At 38.7% G+C, this 16056-nt stretch carries 13 protein-coding genes; 9 read left to right on the top strand and 4 right to left on the bottom strand.

The features are described 5' to 3' along the window. Nucleotides 1-11 precede the first annotated feature (11 nt). Nucleotides 12-911, top strand: coding sequence for an FkbM family methyltransferase (locus tag EZ444_RS12870; RefSeq protein WP_131609420.1), 900 nt, complete (start codon nt 12-14; stop codon nt 909-911). Here EZ444_RS12870 and EZ444_RS12865 read toward each other — a convergent pair. After that, on the bottom strand, nt 886-2367 hold the full coding sequence (locus EZ444_RS12865; protein ID WP_131609419.1) for a polysaccharide biosynthesis C-terminal domain-containing protein: 1482 nt from the start codon (nt 2365-2367) through the stop codon (nt 886-888). The genes EZ444_RS12870 and EZ444_RS12865 overlap by 26 nt on opposite strands. Nucleotides 2368-2474: 107 nt before the next feature. Between EZ444_RS12865 and EZ444_RS12860 the strand changes: the two genes are divergently transcribed. Genes EZ444_RS12860 through EZ444_RS12845 form a run of 4 tightly spaced genes read left to right on the top strand, consistent with a single transcriptional unit; the run spans nt 2475 to nt 6422 of the window. Further along, complete coding sequence (locus tag EZ444_RS12860; RefSeq protein ID WP_131609417.1) at nt 2475-3488, top strand: glycosyltransferase; 1014 nt, start codon at nt 2475-2477, stop codon at nt 3486-3488. A gap of 8 nt (nt 3489-3496) precedes the next feature. Then, nucleotides 3497-4399 carry a glycosyltransferase gene (locus tag EZ444_RS12855; RefSeq protein WP_131609415.1) on the top strand — a complete coding sequence of 301 codons (903 nt, stop codon included), beginning with the start codon at nt 3497-3499 and terminating at the stop codon, nt 4397-4399. Then, nucleotides 4399-5667, top strand: a complete 1269-nt coding sequence (locus tag EZ444_RS12850) for a glycosyltransferase family 4 protein (RefSeq protein ID WP_131609413.1) — start codon at nt 4399-4401, stop codon at nt 5665-5667. Before EZ444_RS12855 ends, EZ444_RS12850 begins: the two co-directional genes overlap by 1 nt. Continuing rightward, nucleotides 5664-6422 (top strand): glycosyltransferase family 2 protein, encoded by a 759-nt coding sequence (locus EZ444_RS12845; protein ID WP_131609411.1) that lies wholly within the window; start codon nt 5664-5666, stop codon nt 6420-6422. Before EZ444_RS12850 ends, EZ444_RS12845 begins: the two co-directional genes overlap by 4 nt. An 18-nt stretch (nt 6423-6440) precedes the next feature. On the opposite strand, the gene EZ444_RS12840 is transcribed toward EZ444_RS12845, so the two are convergent. From EZ444_RS12840 to EZ444_RS12830, 3 genes are read right to left on the bottom strand one after another with little or no spacing between them, the layout of a single operon-like run. Further along, complete coding sequence (locus tag EZ444_RS12840) at nt 6441-7130, bottom strand: YjjG family noncanonical pyrimidine nucleotidase (protein WP_131609409.1); 690 nt, start codon at nt 7128-7130, stop codon at nt 6441-6443. A gap of 29 nt (nt 7131-7159) precedes the next feature. Further along, nucleotides 7160-7804 (bottom strand): uracil phosphoribosyltransferase, encoded by a 645-nt coding sequence (upp, locus tag EZ444_RS12835; RefSeq protein ID WP_131609407.1) that lies wholly within the window; start codon nt 7802-7804, stop codon nt 7160-7162. Next, nucleotides 7785-8819, bottom strand: a complete 1035-nt coding sequence (locus EZ444_RS12830) for a DUF7033 domain-containing protein (protein ID WP_131609405.1) — start codon at nt 8817-8819, stop codon at nt 7785-7787. The genes upp and EZ444_RS12830 overlap by 20 nt, the downstream gene beginning before the upstream one ends. A gap of 59 nt (nt 8820-8878) precedes the next feature. On the opposite strand from EZ444_RS12830, the gene EZ444_RS12825 reads away from it, so the two are divergent. The 4 genes from EZ444_RS12825 to EZ444_RS12810 all read left to right on the top strand — a co-directional run bounded on the left by EZ444_RS12825 (nt 8879) and on the right by EZ444_RS12810 (nt 15931). Further along, entirely contained in the window at nt 8879-9499 is a 621-nt protein-coding gene (locus EZ444_RS12825) for an RNA polymerase sigma factor (protein WP_131609403.1), read from the top strand. 93 nt (nt 9500-9592) lie between these two features. Next, nucleotides 9593-10813, top strand: coding sequence for a FecR family protein (locus tag EZ444_RS12820; RefSeq protein WP_131609401.1), 1221 nt, complete (start codon nt 9593-9595; stop codon nt 10811-10813). 279 nt (nt 10814-11092) lie between these two features. Continuing rightward, nucleotides 11093-14590, top strand: coding sequence for a SusC/RagA family TonB-linked outer membrane protein (locus tag EZ444_RS12815; RefSeq protein ID WP_165503604.1), 3498 nt, complete (start codon nt 11093-11095; stop codon nt 14588-14590). Between the two features lie 18 nt (nt 14591-14608). After that, on the top strand, nt 14609-15931 hold the full coding sequence (locus tag EZ444_RS12810) for a RagB/SusD family nutrient uptake outer membrane protein (RefSeq protein WP_131609397.1): 1323 nt from the start codon (nt 14609-14611) through the stop codon (nt 15929-15931). Nucleotides 15932-16056 lie beyond the last annotated feature (125 nt).

Here is a 16056-nt window from a genome sequence, read left to right as displayed (position 1 = left end):
TATATTTACTTATGAATTTGTTTAGCAAGCTTCAATATAAAGTTAAGAGTCGTTTAAATACCTATAAAAACAAACAACGTTCGGAAAAGCGGAAAGAAACCATATTGGATTATTATGGCAAAAATGAACCGGCTACTCCTGAATTAAAAGCTGCCGTTGCCTATCTTAAAAATCACCCTTTAGGTGTTTTCCAGGATTCATTTACAGATAAATATAATTTTAAGGATGTTGAGGTTCATAAAGACGAATCCAAAGATCTTTTGTGGGTAAATCATGGCGGGCATCGTTTGTATTTTAAGCGGTCATATAATGCCATTACGGTTAAGTTGCTTTACAATGGTTTACTTGCAGAACAGGATCCAGAATCTCCGCACCGCTATACTGCTGAGGGGTTTGATCTTAAACAGGGCGATTTCTTACTGGATGTTGGGTCCGCTGAAGGGATATTCTCGCTGTCGAATATTGAGCTACTTAAAAAAGCTATACTTTTCGAAAGAGAACCAGAATGGGTTGAAGCATTGGAAGCTACATTTGAGCCCTGGAAGGATAAGGTAGAGATCATTTCTAAGTTTGTATCAGATCAAAACGATGCCGATAACATCTGCATTGATACCTTTCTTTCAGTAAAATCTTTTGTCCCGGATTTGGTAAAAATTGATGTTGAAGGGGCAGAAGATCGGGTATTAAAAGGGATGGAGCTAACCATTACTCAGCACCATCCTAAAATAGCTTTATGTACCTATCATAAGCAGGATGATTTTAATAAATTTAGTAAGTACCTGGCGGAAAGAAATTATACCATCAGCTCTACTAAAGGTGTGATGTTTTTCTTGAGCCCCGGTGAAGCTTTAACCCCACCTTTTTTTAGAAAAGGATTGGTAAGAGCTATTTTTTCAGGAGATACTGTTTAACAAGGTTGTTAATTAAGCCATTGATATCTTCAGATAACCTGAGGTAGTAAACAGTTCCGCCATACAATAAGGTGATTATTCCCGAACGCAGGATGGTATCCGCAATAAAGTTAGGGATCGGTGGTATTATGTTCACTATAAAATACACCACTATACCAGTAACGATGGTAAGGGGGGTTCTATAGGTGTAGGGTTGCATCTTAAATAGAATTAAGATGAATAAGAATCTGAACAGGTTAAAGATAAAGAAGGTAACAGCGGAGGCTACTGCAGCACCGGTTATCCCATAAATTGGGATAAATATCAGGTTTGCACCAATGGTGATACCTATTAAGGCCACATAGAAAAAAGAATCGTATTTATAAAACCTGGAGGTAGCCAGGATAACTCCATTTACGCCTGTCGAGGCGTCAATGAGATAGCCTAGGCCAATAAAAAATATCACATACTCTCCTGCGGCATACTCAGCAGGAAGGTAATAGTAAATGTTATGGATATTTGCCCAAATCAGTAAAAACAGAAAAAGTGTAGCGATGAGCTGGCTGATACAGCTTTTTTGATATACAGATTTAATTTCCGCCATATTTTCATTTTTCCAGGCTTCAGCAATTACTGTATAGGCAATACTATATAAAGAGCGTGCAGGTAAGCTAATAATCGTTGCAAAAGCAAAAGCTATTGCATAGATTCCTGTACCAGTAAGGCCATAACTTTCAATGATCATATACTTGTCTATGTTTTCGACGATAAATGGGGAAGCGCCGGTTAGTATGCCGAAAAAACAAAGATTGATGATCTGCCTTCTTATAGGCTTGTCAAGGAATTTTAAATTAAGGCTTAAGGACAATTGATTGCGCTTGTACAATCTAAATGCGATCATTCCTGTTGGAATGATGTTACACAAGAGCCATACCCACATAAAAGCCTCAAAACTTACCGATGTAAAGAGTAGCAATAATAAAGCTGCAAGGATAAATATACGTTTGGTAAATTCTCTTAATATCCTACCTGTAGTAGTATCGTAGAGCATTCTAGAGTACAACTCCAGAATATTGAAGAGCATAGTGAAAAAGGTCAAGGGAATTAAATACCAAAAGTAGGTTTCAAAAAGTTGGTTTTCGGAGCTTTTTTGCTGGATAATTTGATCTTTTAAGAAATATGCCGCAATGCAAAACAGTATAAATCCAATAGTAGAAATTAAACAGGCAAGCCCCAGGTATCCATTGTCATGATTTTTAGGGTTCCTAAAATATGGGAAAATCCTTGCTGTTGCATTAAAACCGAGTATGGAAATTTGGGCAAACAAAATTGGAAAAGAGGCAAGGATACTTATTAAACCAACCTGTTCTGGTGAGAGTACGTGTGGTTGTATTAGATAAATGGATAAGAAGCCAATTAAAACACCTAGATATGAGTAGAAGGTTCCTTTTAATGTTTGTTGCTGAATAATGCCCATCCGTAATAAAGATCGTTTTTAATTTAAATATAGCCTATCCTGTTTTGCAAATAAATTTTCCGTCGTTTGTAATATGTGTTTATATGTCGTAAACTTGCCGGGATAAGATGGCAAAGATAACATATAATATTTGTGTGTTAATTGTAACCTATAGTGATAGGTGGCAATTTTTAGAACAGATACTGAGGAGAGTTACTACCCTTGAAAATGTAACAAATGTTATTGTGGTAGACAATGCTTCCACTTATAGTGTGGAGCAGAATTGTAAGTTGCTACAAGATAATCGCATTCAAGTTGTTACCCATACTGAGAATTTAGGATCTGCTGGCGGTTACAAAGGCGGACTGGAGTTTTTTATGCAAGAGACTGATGCTGATTTTGTCTGGTTATTGGACGATGACAACCTTCCAAATCCTGATGCCCTTGAAAAGCTAACGGATACATGGAGTACGATATCTCTGGATGACGATCAGAAAGCCTTATTTTCGCTCCGCTTAGATCGGAAAAATCATGTGCGGATTGCACAGGGAGAAGACGCAAACCGCTTTTTATTGGTTGAGAATAGCTTTATGGGCTTTAATTTATTTAGGGCTCCGATTAATAAATACTATAAATTGCGGAGTAAGTTTAATAAGCCTGTAGATTTTAAAGAAAAGGCAGTGATGCCATATGCCGCTTATGGTGGTATGTTTTTTCATAGGCGGATGGTTGACTTGATTGGCTACCCGGATGAAAGTTTCTTCGTGTACGCTGATGATTCTGAATACACCTACAGAATGACACAAAAAGGGGCGACGATATGGCTGGTCCCTGCTAGTCAAATTGTCGATATCGATAAGTCTCAGGGGATTACCTATGTAAAGCATTTCTGGCGATCCGTGTATTTGGATTTATGGAGTTTTAGGACTTATTACCAGGTGCGAAACAGCATTTACTTTTATGCCAGATTTAACGTAACCAATCCTACAATGTATAGTATTAATAAGTGTCTTTTTTTAACGGGACAATGGTTGATCAGTCAAATTACCGCTAAGCAAAAAAACTATAAAAAGTTTTTAGGAGCTATTAATGATGGTTCAGCAGGTAGAATGGGGACGGTAAAAGCAGATAAATATAGTTAGATTTGCAAATGCAAAATTTTGCCCCCATAGCCCTCTTTGTCTACAACCGTCCTATACATACCCAACGGGTAATAGAAGCACTTAAAAAAAATGTACATGCGGAATTATCCGACCTATATATATTTTCTGATGGGGCAAGGAGCGGGGATGAAGATATCGTTAATGAAGTGCGGGATTTGGTGAAAAAAACTGTAGGCTTTAAGTCCGTAACCGTTGTCGAGAGACCGTCTAATTATGGATTGGCAAAATCAGTGATTAGCGGTGTAACACAGCTCAACAAAGAATATGGACATGTCATCGTTTTTGAGGATGATGTGGTTTCTTCTCCTTATAGCCTAAAGTACTTTAATGATGCTTTAGAAAAATACAAAGACACACCCAAGGTGATGCATATTGGTGCTTTTATGTATGCGATTGATACAAAAGGACTTCCTGAAACCTTCTTTGTGAGGCACATTAGCAGTCAGTGCTGGGCTACATGGGATCGTGCGTGGCAATATTTTGAACCTGATATAGATAAGATCATTCAGCAGTTTGATGAAAAGAAGAAGTTTGCATTCCAGCTAGACGGAGCAATGAATTTCTGGAAACATGTGATGGAATTTAAACATGGTAAAAATAACTCCTGGGCAATCAGGTGGTATGCCTCCGTGTTTTTAAAAGGTGGATTGGGCTTGCAGACATCTGTCTCTATGGTCGATAATATCGGTCATGACGGTTCAGGAGTGCACTCAGAAAAAAGCAATATCTATGCGGTGACTGTTAAACCTGATCCGGTTGCCTCTTTTCCTGATAAAATTGAGGAGCATCCGGAAGCTTATCAGGCCTTGAGATATTTTTTAAAACATAGAAAAGGAAATCTGGTTCAGCGCGGAATAAGGTATTTAAGAAACCATATCCTGAAAGTTTAATGAAGGTTACACTGATTAATACTTCGGATTCGGGAGGAGGGGCACCTGCGGCAAGTCTTCGACTTTTAAAAGCGCTGGCCTCAGAAAATGTAGATGCTGGATTTCTGGTTCAGACTAAAAAAACGACTGGAGCAAATGTTAAAGCGGTCCAAAAAAGTTTCTTCGATAGACTAAGGGCAAAGATTAATTTTTTGTACGAAAGATTACCATTCATTTTCTTCTATGAAAGAGATAAGTCCGTTCGTTTTGCTTTCTCTACCGCAAATGCAGGCGCAAGTATTGTTAATGACCCAATGATCTTAGATGCTGATATTTTACACTTACACTGGGTAAATTCGGGCTTTCTTTCTATTGCCAATCTAAAAGAGCTGGTTAAACTTGGAAAACCTATGGTCGTAACACTGCATGACATGTGGTATTTTACTGGTGGTTGCCATTATGCTGGGACTTGTGATCATTTTACCCGACAGTGTGGGGATTGTTACTTTTTAAAGAAACCTGCTGTAGCAGACATTTCGCATGAAGGATGGTTGCGTAAAGAAGATTTATACGCCTATGCAAACAATATAACCTTTGTAACTTGTAGCAACTGGCTTGAAGGTGTTGCACGACAAAGCGCATTGTTAAAGAAATTCCAGATACGGACTATTCCGAATCCCATTGATATCGATGTTTATTCGCCCGGAGATAAGCGTAAGGCCAGATTAAAATGGAACATTAACCCTGAGGCTAAAATTATTTTATTTGGTGCTGCTAACATTTCAGACAGGCGTAAAGGAATCGATTATCTATTTGAAGGATTACAATATTTACGTGATCAGTATCCAGAATCTGCAGCCGTGGAAGTTGTCATTTTTGGAAAGAACAAGCAGTTTGATGTTACAAAATTGCCTTTCCCGGTTTACGAACTGAATGTAATTACTGCTCAGCAAGATCTTGCCGAAATATACGGGCTGGCAGATGTGTTTGTACTTCCTTCTATCGAAGATAATTTGCCAAATACGGCTATGGAATCCCTTTCTTGTGGAACACCAGTAGTTGCTTTTAATACCGGTGGCTTGCCAGATCTGATCGATCATCAGCAAAATGGCTATTTAGCTGATTTCAAGTCAGCATCTGATCTAGCTAAAGGGATGTACGAAATGCTTTATTCGGCACGTTCAGAAGAAATTTCCTCAAATGCCAGGGCGAAAGTGTTAAACACTTTTACAAATAAAAAGGTCGCACAACAATATATTGAAGTTTATCAATCAATTTTAAAGAAATGACAGCCATGATGCCAACACTCTCCGTGATTACTATCGTTTATAATAATGTAAGGGATATTGAGCGCACGATGCTGTCTGTTCTGAACCAAACTTATCCCAATATAGAGTACATCATTATTGATGGCGCATCAACAGATGGGACAAAAGATATTATTTATAACTATAAGTCGAGGTTAGCTCAGTTTATTTCTGAACCTGATAAGGGCATTTACGATGCCATGAATAAAGGACTTTCGCTGGCTACGGGTGATTATGTGCTGTTTATGAATTCAGCGGATGAGATTTACGCTCCTGAAACGGTTGCAGATGTCTTTGAAACTGCCTCTTCGGCCGATATTTATTATGGTGAGACAGAGATGTTCGATGAACAATGGCAAAGCCTGGGGCAAAGAAGACACCATGCGCCAGAACATTTTAGCTGGAAAAGCTTTAGATACGGGATGAACATTAGCCACCAGGCGATCTATGTGAAAAGGAGTATAGCGGGGCAATTCGACTTGCAGTATAAATACAGTGCGGATATAGATTGGATTATACGTGCAGCCAAAAGTGCATCAAGTATTGTAAATACACATATTTATGTAGCCAAGTATCTGGTGGGCGGAATTTCCAAGAAAAAGCATTTGGCCAGCTTAAAAGAGCGGTTCCGCATTTTCAGTAAATATTATGGACTGATTCCAAACCTGATTAACCATCTATTTATAGCGGCTAATCTGGCACAATATTACATCAGACACAGGAAGACAAACGATTAGTGTTCCTGGTCTTGAAGCTTAAAAGTGCAACATCAACTCTTCTAAATTGGTAATTTGCCATTCTACATCACTAGGCTTTTCCTTTTTTAATGGGTTAAAATAAATGGCTTTAATTCCATAATCCTGTGCCCCACGAATGTCGGCTTCTAAACTATCCCCGATCATAATGCTTTCATGCTTTTCTGCGGCAGCTTTATTTAAAGCATATTCAAAAATAGCCTTGTGTGGTTTGTTTACACCTACATCTTCAGAGATGATGACATTCTGGAAATAGGGGTTTAAGCCAGAAACGTCCATTTTAGTAAGGGTAGTTTCTTTAAAACCATTAGAGATGATATGTAGTGTGTATTTCTCGTATAGATAACCGAGCACCTTTTCTGATCCCAGAAAAAGATTGGTTTTAGTAGGACTGATGCGCACATAGTCCTCTTCGAATTGCAAAGGAATTCTATCAGGTTTTACACCGAGCTGTCTAAATGTTTTATGAAACCTTTCCGACCTCAGCTGCTCTTTGGTAATTCTACCTACATGATAATCTGCCCACAAACGATGGTTATTCTCTGTATAGGTCGCAATAAATTCCTCACAAGAATTGAGGCCCAGTTGCTCCAGTTTATACAATTGATAAAGCTCTCTTAAAGTTTCTTCTGCATTTCGGTCAAAATCCCAGATGGTATGGTCCAGATCGAAAAATATATGTTTGATCATTTTGTAATGTTTAAAAGGCAGGGAACCTGCTAAACCTTGGCGCCATAAGCCAGATCTCCTGCGTCACCCAATCCGGGCACAATGTACGATTTACTCGTCATTTCTTCATCAATTGCCCCTATCCATAATTTTGCTTTGGGTAAATTTGCCCTTACATGTCTAATGCCTTCTGAGCTGGCAATTGCGGAAACGATATGCAACTCTTTAACTTTATATCTGCCCATCAACTCCTTGCAACAAAGCACCATGCTCATGCCAGTAGCCAACATTGGATCTACCATGATGACGATTCTATCTGTCAAATCGGGTGAGGAAATATATTCTATAGCGATTTCAAAGTGGCCGCTTTTATGCGCTTTTCGATAAGCCGCAACAAAAGCACAGTCTGCGCGATCAAAAATATCAAGCATCCCTTTGTGCATGGGTATTCCGGCACGGGTAATGGTAGCCAGAACGGGGAGTTCTGCCAAATGTACCGTTTTGGCAACACCTAAAGGCGTTTGTGTTTCTGTATTCTGGTAAATAAGTGTTTTACTGATTTCGAATGCGAAATATGCACCTATTCGCTCCATATTAGTACGGAAACGCATGGGATCCTTTTGAATTTGTTCATCCCTGATCTCAGCGATAAAAACATTTGCAATAGAATTGGTTTTACTGAGGTCGAATATCATTACATGAAGATAAAAAGTAAAAATTACCGTTAACGAGCTTAACGCTGTCTATAAGCTCATTAATTTGTAATAACAAGTCTTCCCTTGTTTTGTTGTTTAATAAAGCAATATCTGTAGCGGCAACAGGATGTAGCAGCAGCTGCGTGTTTTTGTCTAGTTGTAAATCGTACCAATAGAAGGGGCTACAGGTGCCTGCTCTGAAGCCAGGATGATTGTGATAATACATGCTGTAATCATTCTGGACTTTGTGTTTTATGAGTTTAACATAGCTTTTGGGGATATGTATGTTTGAACCAACGTGATGTTCATTTTTTTGAGGAATAAAAAAGCGAGGATTTTGCACAAAGCCATAGTGTTGCATATCCGCTACTACCCGGCTGATGTCGGCAAGTCTTTCCTTCCGCTTGGTTCGTGTCTTGTCTATAAAGGTTCTTAGGTAAGTAATGGTATTGGAAACGATATTGCTGTCTTTTGTTTTCGGGGGTGGATGATCGACGTAAATGGGATCAAAAGAAAAATGTTTGCTTCCAAATGACAGGGATGGGAAGTGTTTTGCCAGGATGTTTTTAAGGATCAAAGCCCATCCATCTATTATAGGCAGCTTTAAAATGTCGAGTTGATATTGTAAGCTGGATTCGGCCGGATAGTGCTTATGTTTTTGATCGCTGATCGCTAGGTACTCCTCGTATCGGCTTAAAAAATAAAAGGAGGCTGCAAAGACATCAAATGGCAGTGTGCTTTTTTGGACCGGAAAAGGTACTTTGATCCCCCCAAAGGTTGTTATTTTTATCTGCTGTTCAGTTAACTTATGTTCCAGCAGCAGGTTTGTGCTTTTGAAAAACAGTTCCTCGCCAATGGGCTGCGGGGCATAACTGAATTTGGGGAGGTTGGATTTTGTAAACTCTTCTTGATCTTGGGTAAAACCGATCTCGGTCTTCAGTATATCGTTAAATATAAAGCTGAAGATGTACTTTATGCGCGGGCTAAGCTGCGGAACGTAAACCAAAAGTTTCATATCATAAATTTAACATTATCTTTGATATTCAGCATTGTATTTATAGTTAGAGATTAGAATTGCCACTTACACCAATATACGGCGGGCCTGAAGGACTGCAAGGAGAAGAAATAGTTGAGGACAGAAAACTACTGAAGGCTACAGCTAAAGGGGATCACCTTGCTTTTTCCGCCTTGTTCGAAGCCAAGTATTCCAATCTTTATACGTTTGCTTTTAAACTTACGCGATCTAAGGTATTGGCGGAGGAAATTATTCAGGATGTGTTTTTAAATATCTGGCTAAACCGGGCGTCTTTAGAAACAATTGTAAATTTTGATGCCTATATCAATAGGATCGCCCGCAACCTATCTTTCAATGCTCTGCGAAATATTGCAAAGGATAAGGTGTTGGATAGTTTGGAGGCCGATGAGAATTTTCCAGATCATACCACCGAACAGTCGTTGGCCTATAAAGATACGCTGCAGCTGATGCAGGATGCTATTGCCAAGTTGCCACCTCAGCAACAATCGGTGTATACGCTTTGTCATAAAGAAGGACTTACGTATGAACAGGCTGCGATTAAGCTTAATATTGCGCCTTCCACTGTTCATTCGCACATGAAGGCAGCACTCGGCGGTTTAAGGAAACATCTAAAAAAAATGGGAATCCCCATTGTTGTGGTGACGCTGTTGGTGTCGTAAAATTTATTTTCGACTACACTCCCCCGAGCCCTATTTTTTCGTGTCAATGTATATGCAGACGGTCTATAACGGACTAAATAATGCTTATTGGCTATGATGAATCAAAGACTTCCGTACCTGTTAAATCAGTATTTAAATAAGAGTTGTTCTGAAACTGAGTTGGCAGAATTTTATACCTTGGTTAACGACCCTGCCAATGAATTGGAGTTTAGCGATCTGTTGGCAGAGGCAGTCCGCAATACAGGACCTGAATACCAATTAAATTCATCAGAAAAGGAGAATCTGTTACAGCACGTATTCAATCATGAAGTGGATGTTGAATCCGCTGTGGTTACGCGAATAATAAGGAAGCGTAACTGGAGCAGATTAACCGCTGTTGCCGCCTTGTTGCTAACGGTTAGCGCGATTGGTCTTTATTTTTTCAATAACAAAAACCTATCAGAAAATCAGCAAGCACAAAATACCAGCACAGACGAACAACCTGTAATTACTCCTGGTGGGAATAAGGCTGTTTTAACTTTAGACAATGGTACTGTTATCAACTTGGAAGACGCAAAAAATGGTCAGCTTGCCAATGAGGCTGGTACTCTGGTCACAAAAACTCAAAGCGGCCAATTGGTCTATAACAATAAAGAAGAAGGTACGACCAAGGCAGCGCCTGGGCATATGAATACCTTAACCACTCCGAGAGGAGGTCAATATCAAGTGAATTTGCCGGATGGCACCAAAGTATGGCTAAACGCCGCTTCTTCCCTTAAGTTCCCATCAACCTTCTCTGGTTTAACCAAAAGAAAAGTTGAATTAAGCGGCGAAGCTTACTTTGAAGTAGCCAAGATTAATGCACCGAAAAAACTGCCTTTTATTGTCGTTAGTGGCAAGCAGGAGGTAGAAGTATTGGGTACGCATTTTAACATTAATGCATATGCCGATGAGGCAAATACAAAGACTACTTTGCTGGAAGGGGTTGTAAAAGTTAGCCAAGCCGGTAAAAGCCATAATGTGATCTTAAAACCGGGACAGGAAGCTGTATTAACCGCTGATGATTTTGTCGTTCAGCAAGCTGATTTGGAAAGAAGCATAGACTGGAAAAGTAACAAGTTCATTTTCAAGAATGAAAGTTTGGAAGGCATCATGAGAAAAATTTCACGCTGGTACGATGTAGAAGTCGTATATGCTGGTAGCGTGCCCAAACAAGAAACCTTTAGCGGTACATTATCCCGGTTTGATCGGGTAGAGAAAGTACTACGTCGACTTGAAATGACTGGAGAAGTGAGTTTTAAAATTAAAGATCGAAGAATAACCGTATTAAAATAAATCATTAACCATATCAACAAAAACCAACAAACAAAATGAATAGACATTTACTATAATCCTGAAATCAAAAAGGGCACTATAAAAAAGCCGGAACGTGTTCTCAGCACGATCCGGTTAAAATGATGAGTTAACCCCTTTCCGGTAATGCACCGGAAGAAAAAATTGTAACCATTTCTGGCATTAACCCAACTAAACAAAACTATGAAATTAAATGCTTTTAACCTAGGCATGCCACAGTCCCGGCTGCCTCAAAAACTTCCGTTCATTATAAATCTAGCGATGAGCAGATTTAGTGAGACTGAGAAAAGAAAACTACTTATGCGCGTTAAATTAGTCGTATTGATCATGACCACCTGCCTGTTACAGGTTGCTGCTGCTGGTTTTGCCCAGAAACTTACTTATAAGCAGAAAGGTGCAACATTGGAGCAGATATTTAAAGAGATCACCAAACAAACGGGTTATGAGGTGTTTTATGCTGATAAAAGCATCAATGCAGCAAGAACCATCAATGTTGACTTTAAAAATGCTGATTTGAATGAGGTACTGGATAAATGCTTATTGAAACAGCCTTTATCTTATGCTATTGAAGACAATAGTATTGTGATCCGGATCAAACAAAAGACCTTTTTTGATAAAGTAATGGACTTCATTGCTGCTGTAGAGGTAAAAGGAAGGGTACTAGATGAAAAAGGATTGCCCTTACCTGGCGCGACAGTAAAAACTAAAGACGGCAGTAAAACCACACAAACCAATGGGAACGGAGAGTTTCAATTGGCAAGTGTTGATGAAAATGCCGTCTTGGTGATTAATTATCTGGGTTATAAAACAAGAGAAATTACCGTGAATGAGCTTAAAGCTAATCCTTCAATTAAAATGGAGGTTAAGGCTGGTGAGTTGGATGAAGTGAGCGTAACGGTAAGTACAGGTTATCAAACGCTTCCAAAAGAACGTGCAACTGGTTCATTTACGCACATCAGCAATGAAAAACTTAATGAGCAGGTTGGAAAGAGTATCATTGCCCGTTTGGATGGGATTACAAATGGTGTTTCATTCGATAAAGCGCCTAATCGTCCGGCTTATTCTATTCGTGGAATCAGCAGCATTAATGCGAATCAAGCACCATTAGTTATTTTAGATAATTTTCCATACGAAGGTGACCTAAATAATATTAACCCTAATGATGTAGAAAGTGTTGATGTTTTAAAAGATGCTCAAGCTGCGTCTATTTGGGGAGCAAGAGCTGGGAATGGCGTGATTGTGATTACTACAAAAAAAGGTAAGCTAAATCAACCTTTAACCATTGGTTTTAATTCAAATGTTGTATTGACTGCAAAGCCGGATTTGTACGACTATAAGTTAATGAGTACCAGTGATTTTATTGATGTAGAGAAAGCTTTGTTTAGCAAAGATATCTATAAAACTGCTGAAGCAAATAGAAATAAGATCGCCTTATCGCCAGTAGTAGAAATATTATATGATAAGGTCTTGACTAATGATCAGAAATTGGCTAGAATAGATGCTTTAAGAGGAATTGATTCAAGAGATCAGGCCTCAAAACTGTTATATAACAATTCGGTAAATCAGCAGTATGCTTTGAACTTTCAGGGTGGGTCTGCAAAAAGCACCTATAACATTTCTGGAGGATATGATCATGGATTAGATGTGCTTTCAGGGACCTCTGAAAGGATGAACTTACGTGCTGCCAACACCTTTAAGCCAATAGATAAATTGCAAATCACAACAGGCTTGTACTACACAAATTCAAGTTCTAAATCTGGTAAACCAGGTTATGCTCCTGATGCAATTGGGTATAAAAGCTATCCATACACCTTGTTACAAGATGATAATGGCAACAGTTTGCCAATGGATATATTGCGACGAGCCTATACTGATGTTGCTGGAGCTGGTAAATTATTAGATTGGAAATATTATCCCTTAGAAGATTATAAGAGTATTAATTCTACGGCTAATTTACAAAGTATTGTTGCTAGTGCTGGGCTGAATTATGAAATTATAAAAGGTCTAAGTGTTGATGCGAAGTACCAATATGAGAATCAACAAAATAAAGGTAGGACACTTCAGGATGTAAATAGTTTTTTTGCTAGAGATTTAATTAACAGAGGGTCAAAGATTAACACTAATACAGGAGTTGTTGAATATGCAATCCCATATGGAGGGTATTTAAGAAATAGTAATGTCGGCGTTGTTTCTCAGAATGTTCGTGGACAAGTGAATTTTAACCAAACTTATGGCGATCATCGCATTGATGCAATTGCTGGTTCTGAGCTGAGGTCCACTAAAACTAAAAGTGACGGAAATGAGCTTTACGGGTACGATGATGACCTTCTGAGTTCGGGTAAAGTTGACTACAAAACACGTTATACCGATTTTGTGTTAGGTAGTTTAGTTCCTTTGCCTGACTTTCCTAGCTCAGGTGAGAGATTGTATAATTTCGTGTCTTATTATGGGAATGCAGCATACACTTATAAGAAAAAATACACGCTTTCTGGAAGTCTTCGTAAGGATCAATCCAATCTTTTTGGCGTAAAAACAAATGATAAAGGAGTTCCACTTTGGTCCGCTGGTGCAGGATGGAACATTTCTGATGAGCCTTTCTATAAAGTTTCTTTCTTGCCTTATTTAAAGCTTAGAGCATCTTATGGGGTGAATGGAAACTTGAGCCCAGGAACAGCAGCGGTGACGACCTTCCTTAGTATGGGCTCCGCATTTTATACTGGTCTGCCTCAATCTACGATAGAAAATTATGCGAACCCTGAATTGAGATGGGAGCAAGTAAAAATCTTTAATATCGGTGTCGATTTCGAGTTGATTAATAATATTCTTTCTGGAAGTGTTGAGTATTATAGCAAAAATGGGGTGGACTTATTCGGTCCGGCTGACATGGATTATACCACTACAGGTCAGGGTACTATTACCAAAAATGTGGCCGATATGAAAGGAAAGGGCGTTGATATAGCGCTTAGTAGCAGGATATTAGATCGTGACTTTAAATGGGTGCAAAATTTTAATTTCAATTACAATACCAATAAGGTAACAAACTACTATATGCGTACATTGGGTGGCAACGCTTATGTGACAAATGGTACGAGTATTTCGCCAATGGTTGGACAACCTCTTTATTCTTTGGTGTCGCACAAATGGGCTGGTCTTGATCCTTTAACTGGGGATCCTCAGGGATATTTGAATGGGCAGGTTTCTAAGAATTATACAGAGTTGCTTGGCGTTAATAATCCGATCGAAAACATGGTGTTCAGTGGCTCTGCCACACCAACGGTATTTGGTAACTTTACGAATACGGTAAGTTGGAAAGCTTTATCACTAAGTGTCAATGTTACCTATAAAATGGGGCATTATTTTAGACGTGCTTCTATTAATTATACGGATTTATTGGATGCTACCTCGGCAAAAGTTGGTCATTCGGATTATGCGCTACGTTGGCAAAAACAGGGAGATGAGCAAAACACCAATGTTCCTTCAATGATTTACGCAGCCAATGCAAATAGGACGAGTTTCTATAATTCGTCAGAGGTGTTGGTAACCAAAGCAGATCATATTCGTTTGCAATTCATCAACCTTGCATATAGCTTAAGGAAGAGTCAAATTGCTAAACTCCCTTTCCAGAAATTACAGTTGTATGCAAATGCAAGTAATCTTGGCCTACTGTGGAAGGCGAATAAATACGATGTCGATCCAGAATACAACAATAGCTTAAATCCAAAAGCAAGCTTTGCATTTGGATTACGTGCAGATTTTTAGATTATAAAACCTTAAATCATGAAAAGAACTTATTTATATATATGCTTATTTGCAGCAGCAAGCATGTTTGCTTCTTGCAAGAAATTTCTGGATGAAAAACCAGATAAAAAATTAATGGTGCCTACAAAAATAGAAGACTTTCAGGCTTTGCTAGACAATCCTATTGAAATGAATCTGTACAGTGTATTGAGTGGAATTCTAAGTTCCGATGATTATTATCAGACGAGCTCAGATTATAATAAATTGAAGGATTATGAACAGAATCTTTATACCTGGAGCAAGAACAGTATCCCCGATATGGGGCCGAATGATTGGGCTACTACCTATGCACAGGTATATTATGCTAATATTTCTTTAGAGGGGCTTGCTAAGATTGACCGTACAGGAATGAATGCTGCTAAATGGGATAATGTAAAGGGATCAGCATTGTTATTTAGAGGACGTGCTTTTCTGGAGGCTACAACTTTATGGACAAGAGGCTATGATAATGCCTCGGCTACTACTGATTATGGCATTCCTTTAACACAGACCAGTGATTTTAATGTCAAAACAACACGCCCAAACTTAAAAGAGACCTATGAGCAGATAATTAAAGACCTTAAAGCTTCGGTGCCTTTATTGCCTGCAGTTCCAATTAACAACATGCGTCCTTCGAAACCTGCTGCTTATGGATATTTATCAAGGGCTTATTTGTCTATGCGCGATTATGTGAATGCTGGAAAATATGCTGATTCAGCATTGAGAATTAATAGTGCATTGACAGATTATGCACCACTTCAGTATATTGAGCTTTATGAAAATCCTGAAATAGTGATGATGTTTGTTGCAGATTCTATGATAGATTTTAAGATCAGTGAAGATTTTTATGATACTTATTCGGCAAATGACAATCGTAAATACCTGTATTTTGGAGAGAATAGAGATGGTACTTTCTATTATAGTAATGTAGAGCAGTATACTGGTTATTTTACGGGTATCGCCAATGACGAATTGTACCTGACTCGTGCGGAGTGTTTTGCAAGAGCTGGGAGCGCTACTGATGCGATGAAGGATTTGAATACTTTATTGAAAAAGCGAATTTCACCATTTACAGATTTGACCGCTACGGATGCAAAAGCTGCTTTAAAGGTAATTTTAACCGAACGTAGAAAGGAACTACTAATGAGAGGGACAAGATGGATGGATCTTAAACGCTTAAATAAAGAACCAGAGTTCCAAGAGACTTTAACAAGAGAGGCTAAAGGGGTAACTTATACCTTACCACCAAACGACCCGAGGTATGCGCTTCCTATCCCAAATAAGATTGTGGAGTTAGCTGGCATACCTCAAAACATCCGCTAGTTTTTAACATTAAAATATAAATATCTCCCTATGATATGCTCCCCTTTGGACGATTGTCCAGGGGAGTTTTTTTTATGCCCAAAATAAATTATCCTTATATTTGATAGTTCCAGGTTCTTCAGAAC

It is taken from the genome of Pedobacter hiemivivus, from assembly GCF_004331685.1.
GTDB classification, from domain to species: Bacteria; Bacteroidota; Bacteroidia; order Sphingobacteriales; family Sphingobacteriaceae; genus Pedobacter; species Pedobacter hiemivivus.
The sequence above is the reverse complement of the archived record's forward strand: the minus strand, read 5'-3'. Positions and strand labels throughout refer to the sequence as shown.